This window comes from Aquimarina aquimarini (assembly GCF_900299535.1).
GTDB classification, from domain to species: domain Bacteria; phylum Bacteroidota; class Bacteroidia; order Flavobacteriales; family Flavobacteriaceae; genus Aquimarina; species Aquimarina aquimarini.
In genome coordinates this window covers 90,689-107,654 of record NZ_OMKE01000010.1, presented here as the reverse complement: position 1 = coordinate 107,654, position 16,966 = coordinate 90,689, and the positions used below count along the sequence as shown (strand labels likewise).

Below are 16,966 nucleotides of genomic sequence, written 5' to 3'. Positions count from 1 at the left end.
TTAAAACATTTTTTTATAATACGCATACATAATGTTTCTTACCACTCTTATCATTTGTCAATTTATCCTTGAATAAGAGCATAACGCTATAGTATTTGATATATAAAATCAAGAGGGTGCTGAGTAGTTTAATTACTTTTCTTTTTAAAATAAAAAAATATCAAGAAAAAACATACTAAAACAAACACAAGTAGTATCCAATATATGCTTTTTACATCTGTAGGGGTGTCTATTATAAGAGGAGCTGAATCGCCTAACAAATAAAAGCTTCCCCAATAAAATGGATTGGTATAAAATGTATCTGCTGTATTAATAAACTTTAGCTTTGCTTGTTGTAAAGCTTTATCTTTATGCATCCCTTTATTCAGGTTTGCATAAAAATATTTCATTAATATAGGTGTTGTTCTATCTGACACCTCCCAACTACTTAACAATAAACTTTTGGTTCCTGCATATTGAAAAGCGGTACCTAAACTCATAATTCCTTCTCCATTGGCAACTTGCCCTACTCCAGTATTACAAGCACTCAAGACAGTAAGATCAGCGGGAATATTTAATGCAAAAAGCTCATGACTATATAATACGTTATCTTCTAGCGTATCTTTACTTTTTGTAAAATATAATTTTGAATTTTGTGGGTTATCATGATCTACCTCTCCATGTACAGCCAAATGAAGTATACTAAATTGATCTGCATTTTGTTTAAAATTGGCTTCTATAGCATCTACTCCATAATAATACTCTCCATCTACAATTTCTGAGATAGCTTTGATTTCTTTTCTGGTACCTGGTAAATCATCTTCTGAATCTCTTAGAGCTGCTAAACTTACTTTTCTACCATTGGTAGCACCTACTCTAATACTATCTGAAAATGAAAATGCTAAGCACTCTTTTCGTACATTAGAATCAATATTTATGTTCTTATAAGAATCAAATAAGACATTTGCTGAATTTGCATACGATATTGCGTGTTTTTTTAGTAAATACGGTAACTCTCTAATACTATTAACTTCTTTTTCATGAGTAAGTAACAAATCAAAATTAAGAAACCAAATCGGTCCATCTGGAATAACAATTAATCTTTCGTTTTTTAAATTTTCTTTTATAGGAACGATTAGTTGACGATATAACAAACCTGCTAATTTCTTATACTTTGGGATATTTTCTGAAACAATTGCTTTTCGAAATTGAATAATATTTTCTTTTAGTTGTGGAGTTCCTAGTTTTTCAACAACAATAGTGTCTTTAGAAATACTAAAAACATGGGTAATACTATCTGAAGTAAAAAACTCTAAGATTGTTGTTTCTGTATCTAATTGTTGTTGAATTGTAGAGATTGAAACTATATCATTTTTATGTTTGAGTTGGTAATATTTTGGGAACTCTTTTTGTAATACTTCTTTTAATGAATCTTGCCTTCTTTCTTGATCAAAAATTATATTTTCATATTTCGCAATTTTTGCGGTATCAATCTTGTTTTTTGATTGTATAGCCAGAATTTGTGATTGATAAAAAGATCTAATTGATTTTAATCTCTTTTCTAATTCTATTATTTCTGGTGGTAATTTTGCAAAAGCTTTTGCATCAAAATCATTTAAGACCTCTTTCAGTGTATTTGCTTTACTTTTTTCAGCGTAATAAAAAGCTTTCTCTACAAAATGACCTGTGGGTATTTTTGTTTCATTAAGTAAAATTTGAGTTTGAATTGCTCCTGAATACACATCTTTTCCTTTTATAGAAAAAAAGACTTTATCTTTATAGTTGCTTATTTTTTTTCTTAAAAAACCTATCAAAGCATCGGAGTCTTCGTATTTATTTTCGCTTTTTTTAAGATCAGTAAGATTTCCGTTTTGCACATATAATTGCTGATATGCTTCTGCTTTACCTATTAGAGTATTTAATAGAGTAATCAAATTGATATATTTATCATAATCAATACTTGTACTAATAGTAGATGTATTCTTGGTATCTGATATAGTATTCGCAAAAATGGCCTCTTCATAATTACGTATACTGTTTATATAGTCTTTCTCAAAGAAGTGAATTTTACCAATATTATTATATGTTTCAATGATAAAATTATTATATGCAGTTCCATACTTTTTTAAAATTGTCAACCCTTTGTTATAATATTCTAACGCAGTTTTATATTCTTTTTTTTTCACATAATCTCTTCCAAAATCAAAATAAGAGTGTGCAACATCAGGGTGATCTTCTCCATAAAAATCAAGGGTAATACTCAGTGCTTTCTGATGGTAGTAAAATGAAGTGTCATACTCTCCTAAACTACTATAAGCAGCTCCAATATTTCTTATTGTCTTTAACACACTTTCATGCTCTTTACTATATAGTTTTGTAAGCATAGGAAGTGCTTTTTTTAAATACACCAGTGCTTTTTTATTTTTATTGATACTAGTATATAAATTTCCTAAATTTATATATACATATGACTCATATTTTGGTTTCTTATGCTTAATAAAAATCCGTAATGCCTTTTCATAGTAATCAATTGCTTTATTTTCTTGTAATAGATCTAAATAGATATTAGCGATATTTGCATAACTGAAGGCTATAAAAAAATGATCTTCTCCATATGCATTAATACTTATTTCTATATCTTTTTTGTAATACTCAATAGCTTTACTATACATCCCCATATCTGCATAAATTATCCCTAGGTTATTGTATTGCACTCCTAACTTATGATGTTTTTCTCCTAGTTCATTAATCTTTATCTCTAATGCTTTTTCTTGAAGGGAAACGCTTTTCTCATACTCACCTATTTTATAATAAACTACAGCAACATTACTATAACTCTTTGCCACAGAAAGATCTTTATCACCAAGTATTTTTTGCCGAATATCAAGTGCTTTTTGATAATAGATTAAAGCCTGAGAAAAATTTGAGTTTTCTTCATAATACAATCCAAAATTATCATAGGTAACTGCTTTTTCTGGAATATCATTAGTAAAATAAATATCACTAATATTAGTAGCTTTATGAGAATTTTTTAGGGACTCTTCAAATTTATAGAGATACAATTGATTTTCTGCTATCATATTATAACAAGCTAGTACACGTCTCCAAGCTTTTGCTTTTTTATATATCGTTAAGGCTTTTTTATAACTTTGATTAGATAATACTCTTTTATCATCTTCTCGAAGAGAGTCTCCTGTTTTATAATACTGATACGCAATTAAGGTATCGTTTGGTGTTTGTGCAAACACAGAAGGAAGTATAAAATATATCCCTATAATCAGTACTAATACCCTTTTTATCATCATGATCGCTTTTATCCCCTATTTTTTTAATCTTATTTCTGAATCAAATGTATTGGATAATTCTAAAAATTCTTTTGCTTTTTTTATCTTTCCTTGATCCAGATATATAAGACCTCGGTACCACAATGCTACTTTTGCTTTTTTTTGAGTAGTATATCCTGAGAGTAACTCCATAATTCGTAAAGCTTTGTTTGGTTGCCCCAATCTATAATATGCTAATCCTTTTATTAATAAAGCATCTTCATAATATCGCATAGAGCTATCAAAACTATCTATAGCATCAATTGCTAATTCATATTGTTTGTTTTCATACTCTTTATAAGCTGTATAAATAATCATGTCTAGATGATCATTCCTATTTCCTCTTATCATTGTATAATCCAACCCTATTTTCTTACTCCATGCTTTATCTAAGGCCAATTTTTCTAAGGTTGACATCTTAGAAACCTTCCAACTAAAGATAAGCAATACAAACATAGCTGCAATACCTCCAATCCATTTCCATCGTATTTCTTTGCTTTTTTGTCGTTGGTAATTTATCACCAAAAAATTCCATTCTTCTAAACGGTTGTACTCTTTTTGAGTCTGAGTTTTTTGAACTACAACGGCATTACTCTTTTCATATAGCCTAACCTTTTTACAAAACTCTATATCTTGGTGCATTCTTTCTTCAAACACAAATAACTCCTCATTAGAAAGAGCTAAATCAAAATACTTCATTATTGATATAATGTCATTATCTTGAATTAATATCTCTTGATTTTTACACATAATAGTAAGCTTACTACTTTTAAGAGTGTGTTTTTTGTTTTTATAACAAAAAAACATTAATTAAATAAACACAGACTTAAGCTCTATACTTTTCTATTAAAATCAATACTTTTTTATCATATCGAGAGCTAATACCAGTTACACTTTGATTTTTTTTTACAATAAATTCAAAGTGTAACTGGTATAAGTATTTTCTCTATAAAACGAAGGTCTTTTCTTTACTTATTTCTATTTATAGTATTAAAAAATGATGGGTTTATAAAAATTTTGTTATGTCTTACCTAGTAGTGCATCATTATTACAAACAACCATAATTAGTATTATTATATCTCTATATACAAATACTAAACATTGGTGTAATTTATAAATAACTAATTGTCAAAATAGGTATGAAAAAAATCAAATCCCCTTTTCTAGTATTGAGTAATGAAGCACAAAAAGTCAATAATTACTCTAAAATCAATATAAGTTCTAGTTTATTTTTCTCTATTGGAATAATTCTGGTAATTATAGAAAATGTCATGAATATAAAACAGGGATATGCTACAACGTCATTATTAACATCGTCTCTATTTTTTGCCAACACTACCCCATCATCATTAACCAAGTCAATATATAAAAGGCCAGCAAAAAGAATTAATTCTTCTAAAACCTCTAAAAGAACAGGCTATGATACGTATACCAAAATTAAAGAATACATTATAACAGAAAAAAAATATCTATTACAAGACATTTCACTTAGTAGTTTATCTCTAGATTTTAAAATAAGTAATGGATATATATCTCAACTTATCAATACTTATTCTCAAAAAAAATTTAATGATTTCATTAATGAATTAAGAGTCGAAGAGTCCAAAAAAAAACTATTAGACAGTGGATATAATAATTATACTATAGAATCTATTGGATTAGAATGTGGATTTAAATCAAAATCAAACTTTTATACAGCATTCAAGAAATTCACAAAACAAACACCTAATCAATTCAAAAGTCTACAAAATAACTCCTAAACCTTTAAAAAAAAGGAATTTTGTTTTTATAATATGTATACTACTATGAGTACTAACAAATTTTGAATAAATACATTGTTACATATTTTCACAAAAATGACCTAGTGTCTTGAGTTGAATCAAGACACTAGGTCATTTTTCATAATAACATAAATTCAATAAGTAGGTTTTTAATCATCTAATAATGTAAGAGCATCTAATATTTCTTGTGTAGTTTTAGGTTCAAAATCAAAAGAAAGTTCTTCTTCTTCGGATATCACAACACTTTTTACAGCTAGATATTGTTGATTATCTACTATGGTAATCGCTACATAAGTAACTTCTAATCCAACGGGTAAGGAATTTGTATAACTTTGAATGATTGGTTCTCCTGAATTAAAAATTTTGACAACAGCAGGAAGATTATTTTCTTCAAAAACTAAATAAATCGCTGTCTCTACTGCATTAGGACTAGTAGATAAGTTTATATAATTCGTGGTTTTTGCTCCTGGATATGCATAGAATTTATCACAATTTGACCACCCTGTATTAAACACATCATACAAATACGAGGAAGGTGCCGCATTATATACCATACCACTAGAACCATTACCAGCTCCTATATCTCTAGTTGCATTCCATTCTATACTCCCATCATCAGTAATTGTTCCTCTAAAAGGTAGCATTCCAGCATCAAAACCACCAGCAGAAGGAACCTGTATTTGGTAAAATGTGCCCATAGCCATCTGCAGTGAATCTTCATTTTGTGTAAAAACAACCTCAGTTTCTCCTTCAGAAAGAAGAAAAGTGTTTTCTCCAGAAAAATTAATCGCATTTGTTGGTCTATTTGATAAAATCATCTCACTTGGAGTAAAAATTTCTTTTATCCCGATATCAACCATACCACTAACCAAATTTCCATCTACATCTACAAGAGAATTTGCAGGAATAGTTATTATTGTTCCGTTCTCTCCTGTAATACTACCTCCTACTGTAGCATCAATAGTAAAATTTTGTTTTTGTACGCCATGAGTACTATAAAACCCAGCAAGGTCATCATATGCAAGTATCTCTTGTGGTAGTATGGGTGTAGAGTTCTCATCATCTCTAGAACAGCCTGTTATTATAAAAACAGTTATCAATAGTATTCCTAACATACATTTTAAAGTATTCATAATTTTATGTTTTAAAGTTTTACACCCTTATATCAATACAAAAAGAATAGTGTTACCCTATTTTCACAAAATTATTTCAAAAACAAACATTAAACCCTCTATTTCAAACGCTTACACAACTACAAATAAAACACAATAATAATATGAGTATTGATTTTATTTTTTTGGCACGCTGCTTGATACTATAAAAGTGAGATCGAAAAATTAATTTCTGTTCTCTTTTTTAAAATCACAAATTATGAGAAATTTTGTTTTACTTTTCACAGGTTTATTATTAGCTTCTTTTACTGCTAGTGCATCAAAAACAAGTGTTGAAGCATCTGCTCCATATTATAATTATGGTAAATCATTTATATTTTCTGAAGGAGGTATTGATTTTTCAGTATATGCAGATGGCCAATTTGATTTCTATCTCAATGGGGCAAGAAATGGAGTAAGTGTTGGCATCAATACTCCTGGAGTAAACATAAGTTTTAACTCTGGATATGATTATGATGCTTACGTACAATATGATGACTACGGAGCTGTAGTACAAATAGAAGATGTGCCTATTTTTTATGACTATAATGGTAGAATCATTCAAGCTGGAGATATTTATATTAACTATAATAATTATGGTCGTATCTCAAGAGTTGGTGGATTATATGTAAATTATAACAGATATGGGAACTTCTTGAACTGTACTGGGTATATCAATCGTTATAATAGATATTATGTATATAGACCTTTTCATGACTATTTCACAGTACCAGTAGTAAGTAGATGTATTGTATATGATAGACCATACAGAAGATATTATACTCCATATAGATGTTCATATACTATTTATAGAAATAACTATTATGATGGGTATTACCACAGACCGTATAGAAGTCGTAGTTATTATAGACCATATAGTAGAGTATCTAGCTATAACAGAGGATATAGAGGTTCTAATGCAAGAGCTACAAACTACAGAACAAGAAGTAGTAGAACAGCAATGTACAAAAGAAATGATCGTAACTATAGCAAAATAAGCCGTAGTAGAACATCTAACTATAACAATAGAAATACAACTCGAAGCAGATCTAATTATGGTTCAAAAAGCAATACAAGAAATAGATCAAATATTGCAACAACTAGAAGTACTAGTAGAAGCCGTACAGTAGCACCAAATAAGCTTGCACGTACAACAAATAGAAATGCATATTCTAAGCAAAGAGTACGATCAAACAATAAGAGTACTCCATCAAAACAGAGAGTACAATCTAATGGAAGAAGTAGAAATACAGTAGCAAATAGGTCTTATAAAAATACGAATAGACCTAATTATAAAAGAAATGAAAGAACACATAGGTCTGTTGCCAAAACAAACAATGTTCAAAGACCTAGAAGTACAAATAGAAGTTACTCAAAAAATGTAACAAAACGTTCTAACAACAGTCATTATAATAGAGGTAGAGCAAAAAGCGCTTCTAGAGCAACATCTGTAAATAGACAAAGAAGTACTCCTTCAAACAGAGGATCGAGATCAGCAAATACACGTTCTCGTACCAGCAGAAGTAGAAGCTAAAAAATAATTGAAGATATTTATCTTTTTGGTTGGTTAGTTGGAAAATCCCTTTGAGTTGAATTTTTATTCACCTCTGGGGATTTTCTTTATTAAACCGTTGATATCTTTAGATACTTTTAATACATACACAACAATAACATAGCCTAAACTGATTATAATACTCTTACCAATAATATTAAGAATTGGATGAAAAGGTAATTCCCAAAAGTAACAACCAAAAGTAAAAATAATGATCAAGGATAAAGCTAAAAATGTTTTTGTAGAAAAAGGATGCATTTTAAATTTAGCATAAACAATCCATAACTTGGTACTATTATAGCAAAATACTGCAATACAAGTAGCAATAGCAGCCCCTGTAACTCCGTATACAGGAATCCAAAACATATTTAATACCACTGTAAGAACAACCATCCCTACTCCAATATATAATATTAACCTATAATAATCAGAACAGTATAAAATTGAATTATTATTTCCCAAAAGGTTGTCAAACAATTTAGCACTACCTATCAAAACAACTACCCAAATAAATAGTTCATACTCTTTAGGTATAATTTCAAAAAGCTGAGTAACATTGCAAACAATCAAAATAAAAAGTAACCCTCCTGTCACCAATAAGTTTAGGGAGCTCTTTTTATACAAATCTTGTAATTGATTCTTTTCTTGTGCATTAATTAATTTAGCAGTTAAAGGGTATGTGATTTGATGCATAGCCCGAGAGGGAATAATAATTACACTTGCGATGTAAGCACAGATTCCATATTTGGCGACATTCTCTATCAAAAGATAACGTTCTATCATCGTTTTATCTAACTCTATCAATAAACTTGCTACAGAACCAGCAATCAATATCAATCCAGAATATTTGAATACAGATTTATAGTTATCGGGTAGCGATAAACGAACTTTAAATCGATGAAGTCCTAAAGCATATATCTTCATAACCAGAGTTCGCAATAAATACACTGCCATTAGTATATAAATAAATTGCTTTATATCTATGATTTCATAATATAATAATATCAGTAGTATGCTTATACAAACTCTAAGGAATAGTTCTTTTATTATATTACCAAAAACACTTTTTAATTTTACTTTAGACCAAGCAAAATATACTTCAAAATAGGACATAGCAAATGCCAGAACAAAAATAGTCCATACATAAGGCTGTATGATTGTATTTTTATCACTAAAGAGTTGCAGAATAGAATTATAAAATATGATTCCTATTACACCTAGAATTATTGCTATAAAAAAAGGTAAAATCAACATGATGGTAAGAAACTTATCTTGTTGTTTTTGATCAGAATACGACGAGAAAAACTTGATCAGCGTATTATGCACTCCAAACGCTATAAGTGGCCATATTAAATTAGAAGTAGTCATCAGATATGAAATCAGGCCATAATGTTCTTCATTCATAAAATTGGTAAACAAGAACAATGTATTAATTGCTCCTATACCAAACCCTAGGCAGGTAATGATTATATTTCGTATTGTTTGGTTTACTACTACGCCCATTACCAATTCAAAATATTAGATTATTGTTTTAGTAGTTTTGCAAATGTTTCCGTTAATGCGCTTCTACTATACTTATTTATTCCTTCTACTTTAGATATCAATGTTCCTTTCTCAAATTGAGTAAAACAATCCCATAATTGTTTTTTTATTTTATCATACTCTTTATATTCAAAAAAATACCCTGAATTAGTCTCTGAAATTAATTTGGATATATCTGCTTCTGCTGGTCCTATAGCCAAAATAGGTCTTTTGGATATCATATATTCAAACAATTTCCCAGGAATAATACAACGAGTATCTTTACTATCAATTTCTATCAATAATAATAGTTGAGAACTTCGTTGTATTTTTATAGCATCAGCATGAGGAACATATCCTTCTAGCACCAAAAACTCAGATAGTCCTGCTTCTTTTATCGAAGATAATACATCATCACTTACCGCCCCAACTAATTGTAACCGAAAAAATTTGGAAAATGATTCATTTTCCTGAGTTAACTCATACATCGCCTTCCAAAGATAGGATGGGTTTCTACCAGATAACAAAGAGCCAATATGAGAAACCGTAAATGTAGTATCCAATTGTTTTTCAATCACCGATTCTGTATCATATCCATTTGTAATTACAGAAACTGGAGTATTAGCAATAGCATCAAACTCTTTTTGAGTTGTAAAACTTGTTACTATAATATGATCTGCTTCTGATAACACCTCTCTTTCAAGTACTTTATGTTTTCGTTTAGATCGTTTCGTAAGCTTCAGCTTATTATGATAACCAATGGTAGTCCATGGATCTCTAAAATCTGCAAACCACCTCACTCCTACTTGATTTTTCAATTCTTTTCCTATCAAATGCACACTATGAGGAGGACCCGTAGTGATTATAGTCTCTATTTTGTTATCTAATAAATAATCTTTTAAATATTTAACAGAAGGATTCACCCAAAACTTACGCGCATCAGGTATAAAAAAATTACCCCGTATAAACAATAGCAACCTTTGTATAAAAGACTGTCTTTCTTTACCCGCAATAATACCTTTGCTTATTGTCTTGGTTTCTTTTTTAGAAAATACCTGAGCAAAACGATAGGGTTCAAAAATAGGTTGTTTCAATACCGTTACTCCTTCAGGAATTTCAGAAGATAATGAATCATCCTCCATCGGGTATGTTGGATTCTCAGGTACATATACTATTGGCTCAATATCAAACTCTCTAAAATACTTGACAAACTTAAGCCATCTTTGTACTCCAGGGCCTCCTGCAGGTGGCCAATAATATGTAACGATCAGGACTTTCAATACACAAGCTATTTATCATCCTTTGAAAGAGGTAATACATTTCCTGTTTTCTTATACTGATAAAATAGTCCACCGATAAGCAACAGTACAAAAAGTATTGAGCTAGCAAGCGTAATGGTACTTCCTTTTTTTACAACCTGAGGCTCAAATTTGAATTCTATAGTATGTTTTCCCTTAGGAATCTGTAATCCTCTAAGCGTATAATTCACGGGAATAATAGGACTTGAATTTCCATCTATATATGCATTCCAACCATTTTTATAATACACCTCAGAAAAAACAGCAAATCCTTTTTCTTTACTATTAGATTTATATATCAGTTTATTTGGTTTGTGCTGTATAAGAGAAATATTCGCCAGACTATCAACTTTAAAATTTGTTTGAGACACATAAGAAGTATTCATCTTTGATAACCTTGTAAAACGCGCATTAAGAACAGCTTCTTTTTTTGTATTTATAGTTTTTAAAGCCTCAAACTCCTCTTTATGATTAGCTACAGGTTTTAATTGATACACAAACCATGCTGGGCCATTTATTGATGGGTTTTGTTGAACACCTAATTGGTTTTTTTCATTTCGTTGAACCACATACTTTACATTAAGCATGTTTATAACCTGCATATTACCTTTTGCAATATGCTTAAAATATAAATCATCCATTTTTCTTGGTCGTACAGCAGAGTACCCTCCTACTGAATTAAAAAAGTAATTCATATGGGAGTTATTAAACCCTCTTGCTTGATCCAATACTCTAAAATAAGAAGTGTCTTTTTGAATTTCTTTATCTATAGGCGTTGCCTGAAAATAATTTTTATATTCTCTTTTAGAGATAAACCCTTCATTATTCACATTTCGTCTATCCACTCCTACCAAATCAACAATAATAAGTAACCCTAAAGCAACAAGGGCCATATTTTCTGATAGTTTTTTCTTTAACATTACCCAAATCACTCCACCAACAAGTAGTACAAATAATAATGATCGCAGGCTATCACTTTTCATTATTGTGATTCTATCTGCTTTGATAGCATCAAAAATCATAGGTTGTTCAATCCCTAATTGAATTTCTGATGATGATTTAAAGCTAAATAAACTTCCTCCAAACAACCAAAAGAGTAAACACAGTCCTCCAAAAGTACCTAATGAGATCAAAAATTTCTTTTGTCTTTCTGCAAATGGTATTTTATCATTAAAAATGTTATACACTCCAAAAACTGCTGCAATCGGTACCAAAAGTTCTAATAGTACCTGAATACTTGACACCGCTCTAAACTTATTATAAAAAGGCACATAATCAATAAAAAAGCGTGTCAAAAACTCAAGATTTTTACCCCAACTCAATGTTAATGATAAAAGAATTCCTGCCAAAAGCCACCAACGTAGTCTTCCGTTTATAAGCAATAGTCCTAAAAGTGCTAAAAAAACGACTGTTATTCCTAGATAAGGAGGAGCTTCTACAAAAGGTTGCTCTCCCCAGTACAAACCAGTAACCTTGGCATAATAATTTGCTTTATCCCTTGGCTCTCCCAGTTCAATTAATTTTTGATAAAAAGCAGAATCCGATCCCAAATCAGAAGCTCTACCTAATCCCATTAGTTTTGGAACAAAAAGATTTAATGATTCTAATTTCCCGTAACTATATTCTGTTATATATTCATAATCAAGTCCATTCTTTTCTGATGTACTTGCAGTTGATTCTGCCAATAAGTTTTTACCTCTAATACTCGTATCTACATATTCTGATGTAGATAATAGTGTTGTTGCATTTGTTGCTAATCCCAATAAAACAGCAACTACCAAAACACCTACAGATTTAAAAAAGTGAGGAATTTCTTTTTTCTTAATAGCATCAATAAAAAAAGTAACTCCCATAACCAATGTCAATAACCCTAGATAATAGGTCATCTGGTAATGATTTGCCTGTATTTCTAATCCCATAGCAAGTGCTGTGAGCAAAAATCCCCAAATATATCTTTTCTGAAAAACCAATAAAATTCCAGAAAGCACCAGAGGAAAATAAGCGATTGCATGTGCTTTAGAATTATGGCCCACACCGATAATAATGATAAGGTATGCAGAGAACCCAAAAGCCAATGCTCCTAGAATAGCGATTTTCCAAGGAATACGCATAACCAACATCAAAATATAAAAACTGACCAAATAAAGAAAAAGGTAATCCGCAGGTCTTGGCAAAAATCGAATCAAACGATCTAGCTTATCCATATAATCATGCGGAAACTTTGCTCCTAGTTGATAAGTAGGCATTCCACCATATGCGGCGTTATTCCAATAAGTTTCTTCACCTGTTTCTGCTCTGTATTCATTTTGCTGTTTAACCATACTCTCATAATGCTTTATATCATTTTGATAAAGCATTTTTCCATTCAACACAGGGCTAAAGTAAGCCAGTGAAGCAACAATAAATCCGAGAATGACAAAAAAGTGAGGTATAAATCTTTTGATTAAAGACATGATGTGTGTGAGTTTTCTAATAAAGAGCCAAATTAATCAATTTCCTCATAATCGATATATTCTCCTACATCTTTATTAGAAGAATTTTGTTTTGATTTTGTTTCAATAGTAACCTCTCCTTCTGTAGATTTACGAGAATTTTGATGCTGATTAAATTGTTGTTGAAACTTTTCTCCAGCTTTCTTTGTTACATATTTAAGCAATAGAGGGCCAAATAAACGCGTTAATACCTTTAGCACATAGTATACCAAAATTATAATGAGAATTGTCTTTAACACCCCTTGCAACGATGCTTCTTGCATATCATTTTTTTTCAAAAATAATGAACTCTATATACAATTACAGCTAGTCTACCTTAAAAAAATGATAAAATCTGCTATATTTGAACCAAATCTATTGAATATGAACCCTAAATCTATTCTGTTATTAGCTACCATATTTTTATATGGTATTACAGTTTCTGCACAATATACCGAAAAGATCAATACCAATAGACCTGGAACATCTCAAGGTGCTTTCTCGGTTGGTAATAATGTATTACAATTAGAAGGTGGATTGGGCTTCGGTAAACAAAAGCATAAAATTCTAGATACCAAAACCAACGTTTTTAATATTGATTACTCAATACGATACGGTTTATTAATAGAACAGTTAGAACTTAGATTAAACGGTAGATTTAGAGCTGATGGTATAAGACGAACTGTTGGAGGTAACGAAGAAAAGATAAAAAGAAGTGATTTTGAAGTAAATACCATAGGTGCGAAATACCTAATATATGATCCTTATAAAAAACCCAAAAAGGATTCTATAAATTATGATGAATTAAAAAGCTGGAAAGAACGCTATAAATTTAAATGGAAAAGCCTTATTCCTGCAGTCTCTGCATATGTAGGAGCTAATTTCATTTCTCAAAACAACCCCTTTACTTCTCCAAATGATGATTCTTTTAGTCCAAAAATTGTGCTAATGACTCAAAATAATTGGAGCACCAGTATGAACGGAAACTGGGTATTGGTAACCAATCTTATTATAGACAAAGTAACTACAGACGATCCGATTATAGGATGGATCATTACTTCTACCCATACTATTAATGATAAATGGGCCGCTTTTGGTGAATATCAAGGGCAAAAAAGTGACTTTTACAGTGATAATATAATGAGATTTGGAGGCGCTTATTTGTTTGATCAGGATTTACAATTTGATGCAAACATAGCCTTTAATTTTAAAGATACCCCTTCTATTTTTACTCTAAGTCTTGGAGCATCATATCGTTTTGACTGGCACAAAAAAGATGAAATCATAGAACAACCAGGATTAGAAGGAGGAGTTAAAGAAGAAGAAAACCTAGAAAAAGAAGAAGGCGAAGAAGGTGATGGTGAAAACAATGAAAATCTAGATGAATTTGAAGAAGGAGAAGGTATAGAAAATGACAGCTTGAAATTAGAAAAAACCCCTTTTATCAATGACTTTGAAGATGATGGTTTTAGACAAGAACTAGAAAATGATCTTGATGAGAGACGAACAGAAGAACGACTGGAACGTGAGCGAATAGAAAACGAAAAGATTGCCAAAAAAGAAGGCAAAAAGTTTAAAAAAGAAGAAGCCAGACGTTTAAAACGTGAAGCTAAAGAAGCAAGAAAAGCAAGGAAAGCAGAAATACAAGCTGAAAAAGAAAAGCAAAAAATGATCGATGAAATTGATGCTGAACTTGATAAAATGGAAGAAAAACAAGGCGTAGATCAAGAACTTCAAGATATTGACAAGGAACTTCAGGAACTTGATAAAATGGAAAAAGAGCTTGAACAAGAAAGTGATGAGAAAGAGAAAAAAGCTAAAGAAAAAACTGAAGTAAAGGAAGAAAAGCAAGAAGAGGAAGATGTAGATGCCGAATACGAAGAATACCAGAAAGAGCAAGAGAAAACTAAAAAGGAAGAAGAAAAGCGTAGAAAGAAAGAAGAGAAAAGGCGTAAAAAAGAAGAAAAGAAACGTAAGAAAGAAGAAGAAAAACGCAAAAACAAAGAAGAAAACACCAATAACAACGATACAGATTTAGATAAAGAATTAGAAAAAATGGATCAATAATTCCTAGGAATATCTATAAAATCTTCTATCTCTAAACATCTGATATAAAAAATCTATCATATTATTATTAAAATGATCCGCATGCAATCATAATATTTAGCAAAAGGATTATATATTTGTGATGAATTAGAGATGATATATGATTACGATTAAAGAAATTACTTCAAAAGGAGATTTGGCTACGTTTGTTAAATTTCCTTTTGAGTTATATAAAGATTCCCCTTATTATGTACCTTCTATCATCAAAGAGGAAGTAGATGTAATAAACCCAAAAAAGAATCCAGTTTTTAAAAACGCTGATGCCAAGTACTTTCTTGCCTATAAAAATAATAAGATTGTAGGTAGAATTGCCGCAATTATAAACTGGATTGAAGTAAAAGAGCAAAAAAAGCCAAAAGTACGCTTTGGATGGTTTGATGTTATTGATGATATTGAAGTAACCAAAGCTCTTTTGCAAAAAGTTATTGAGTATGGCACTCAATACTCTTTAGAATATATGGAAGGCCCTGTAGGGTTCTCTAATATGGATAAAGCAGGGATTCTTATCAAAGGGTTCGAAGAACTCAACACCATGATTACATGGTATAACTACTCATATTACTCAAAACACATGGAGCAACTTGGTTTTGAACCAGCCGCTACTTGGGTAGAATACAAAATAAAAGTTCCTAAAGAAACAAAAGAAAAAGTAATAAAATTTGCTAGAGTAATCAAAGAACGTTACCAACTTCAACTTCTTAAATTCAAAAAGAGCAAAGAGATACTTGCCTATGCAGATGATATGTTTGACCTGCTTAATAAAACATATAGCAGTCTGCAAACATTTGTTCCTATACAACAGTATCAGATTGATATGTATAAGAAAAAATACCTGCCATATCTCAACCCTGAATATATTACTTGTATTGCTGATAATACTGGAAAACTAATCGCATTTTCAATTGTGATGCCTTCTTTTTCAAAAGCATTAAAGAAGATGAATGGTAAAGTATATCCGCTTCGATTTTTACACATCTTAAAAGCACAACGTAGAAATGATACTGCCGCTTTTTATCTTATTGGTGTGGATCCTGAATATCAAAACAAGGGAGTTACTGCACTAATTTTTAAAGAAATGAATGAAGCTTTTCTACGCAATGGTATCGAAGTTGTTGAAACCAATCCTGAACTTGAAGAAAACAAAGCTATTCAAGCATTATGGAATGGTTATGAACATGAACAGCATAAAATGCGAAGAACATTCAGAAAAAGTATTTTATAATTAGTTTTATTCAAAAAAAGCAATTATATATTTCTCTAAACGGTATCAGGTCGTTAATAATTTGACATAAAATTTTTAGCTTTCAAAAAGAAAGAGCTAGTTGTTTTCAGCATCTCAGATAACAACTAGCTCTTTCTTTTTTGTTTCTTATAAAAGCCCTTGGCCATAATTAAGCGACACTTTAAATTTACTAACTTATCTTTCCTCTTATTTTTTATTAGGCAATCAATTCGTTTTTGCCTTTCACCCATAAATTTATAACAAACCAAACAGGTTTTATTTTTTTTATTTTTTCAATAATGAACAAAATATGTACGGTCAAACCCTCTCTTCTGTAATGTTTTTATCTCCTTACTAATCAATCTCTTATTAAATTCATAAATAATACTCCTAATAGCTTAAAATGTCACCTATCAATAAAGAATATAATTTTAATATTTGAACTATATAAAATGAATTCTTTGTAATAATTATAATGTGAAAAAATCTAGCATTTTATTTAGTATTCATTTTTATTGATATCAGAATTAATAATCACAGATTTTGTTTAAAAAATACCCCT

General features: G+C 30.3%; 11 protein-coding genes. 4 read left to right on the top strand and 7 right to left on the bottom strand.

Going from position 1 to position 16,966, the window contains the following annotated elements:
* Positions 1 to 128 precede the first annotated feature (128 nt).
* Positions 129 to 3,284 (bottom strand): CHAT domain-containing protein, encoded by a 3,156-nt coding sequence (locus DG508_RS05695; protein WP_108867208.1) that lies wholly within the window; start codon positions 3,282 to 3,284, stop codon positions 129 to 131.
* 15 nt (positions 3,285 to 3,299) lie between these two features.
* A complete protein-coding gene (locus DG508_RS05690; RefSeq protein WP_159090701.1) occupies positions 3,300 to 4,052 on the bottom strand; it encodes a tetratricopeptide repeat protein in 753 nt (250 codons plus the stop codon).
* Positions 4,053 to 4,441: 389 nt separating this feature from the next.
* Between DG508_RS05690 and DG508_RS05685 the strand changes: the two genes are divergently transcribed.
* Complete coding sequence (locus tag DG508_RS05685; protein ID WP_108867206.1) at positions 4,442 to 5,062, top strand: helix-turn-helix domain-containing protein; 621 nt, start codon at positions 4,442 to 4,444, stop codon at positions 5,060 to 5,062.
* Between the two features lie 170 nt (positions 5,063 to 5,232).
* Here the strand turns inward: DG508_RS05685 and DG508_RS05680 are convergent, their stop codons facing one another.
* Positions 5,233 to 6,216, bottom strand: a complete 984-nt coding sequence (locus DG508_RS05680; RefSeq protein WP_159090699.1) for a hypothetical protein — start codon at positions 6,214 to 6,216, stop codon at positions 5,233 to 5,235.
* Between the two features lie 238 nt (positions 6,217 to 6,454).
* On the opposite strand from DG508_RS05680, the gene DG508_RS05675 reads away from it, so the two are divergent.
* Positions 6,455 to 7,768: a hypothetical protein gene (locus DG508_RS05675; RefSeq protein ID WP_199912761.1), complete on the top strand. Its 1,314-nt coding sequence runs from the start codon at positions 6,455 to 6,457 to the stop codon at positions 7,766 to 7,768.
* A 63-nt stretch (positions 7,769 to 7,831) separates the two neighbouring features.
* On the opposite strand, the gene DG508_RS05670 is transcribed toward DG508_RS05675, so the two are convergent.
* From DG508_RS05670 to DG508_RS05655, 4 genes are read right to left on the bottom strand one after another with little or no spacing between them, the layout of a single operon-like run.
* Positions 7,832 to 9,289, bottom strand: a complete 1,458-nt coding sequence (locus tag DG508_RS05670; RefSeq protein ID WP_108867204.1) for a lipopolysaccharide biosynthesis protein — start codon at positions 9,287 to 9,289, stop codon at positions 7,832 to 7,834.
* A gap of 20 nt (positions 9,290 to 9,309) precedes the next feature.
* The gene (locus DG508_RS05665; RefSeq protein ID WP_234418181.1) at positions 9,310 to 10,587 is read right to left on the bottom strand and encodes a glycosyltransferase family 4 protein; all 1,278 of its coding nucleotides are present in this window, start codon (positions 10,585 to 10,587) and stop codon (positions 9,310 to 9,312) included.
* Between the two features lie 8 nt (positions 10,588 to 10,595).
* Positions 10,596 to 13,058: a YfhO family protein gene (locus DG508_RS05660; RefSeq protein WP_108867202.1), complete on the bottom strand. Its 2,463-nt coding sequence runs from the start codon at positions 13,056 to 13,058 to the stop codon at positions 10,596 to 10,598.
* A 32-nt stretch (positions 13,059 to 13,090) separates the two neighbouring features.
* Entirely contained in the window at positions 13,091 to 13,360 is a 270-nt protein-coding gene (locus DG508_RS05655) for a DUF4834 family protein (RefSeq protein ID WP_108867365.1), read from the bottom strand.
* Between the two features lie 100 nt (positions 13,361 to 13,460).
* Between DG508_RS05655 and DG508_RS05650 the strand changes: the two genes are divergently transcribed.
* Both DG508_RS05650 and DG508_RS05645 read left to right on the top strand, forming a co-directional pair.
* Positions 13,461 to 15,143, top strand: coding sequence for a transporter (locus DG508_RS05650; protein ID WP_159090698.1), 1,683 nt, complete (start codon positions 13,461 to 13,463; stop codon positions 15,141 to 15,143).
* 139 nt (positions 15,144 to 15,282) lie between these two features.
* On the top strand, positions 15,283 to 16,404 hold the full coding sequence (locus tag DG508_RS05645; protein WP_108867200.1) for a GNAT family N-acetyltransferase: 1,122 nt from the start codon (positions 15,283 to 15,285) through the stop codon (positions 16,402 to 16,404).
* The last annotated feature ends 562 nt before the right edge of the window (positions 16,405 to 16,966 follow it).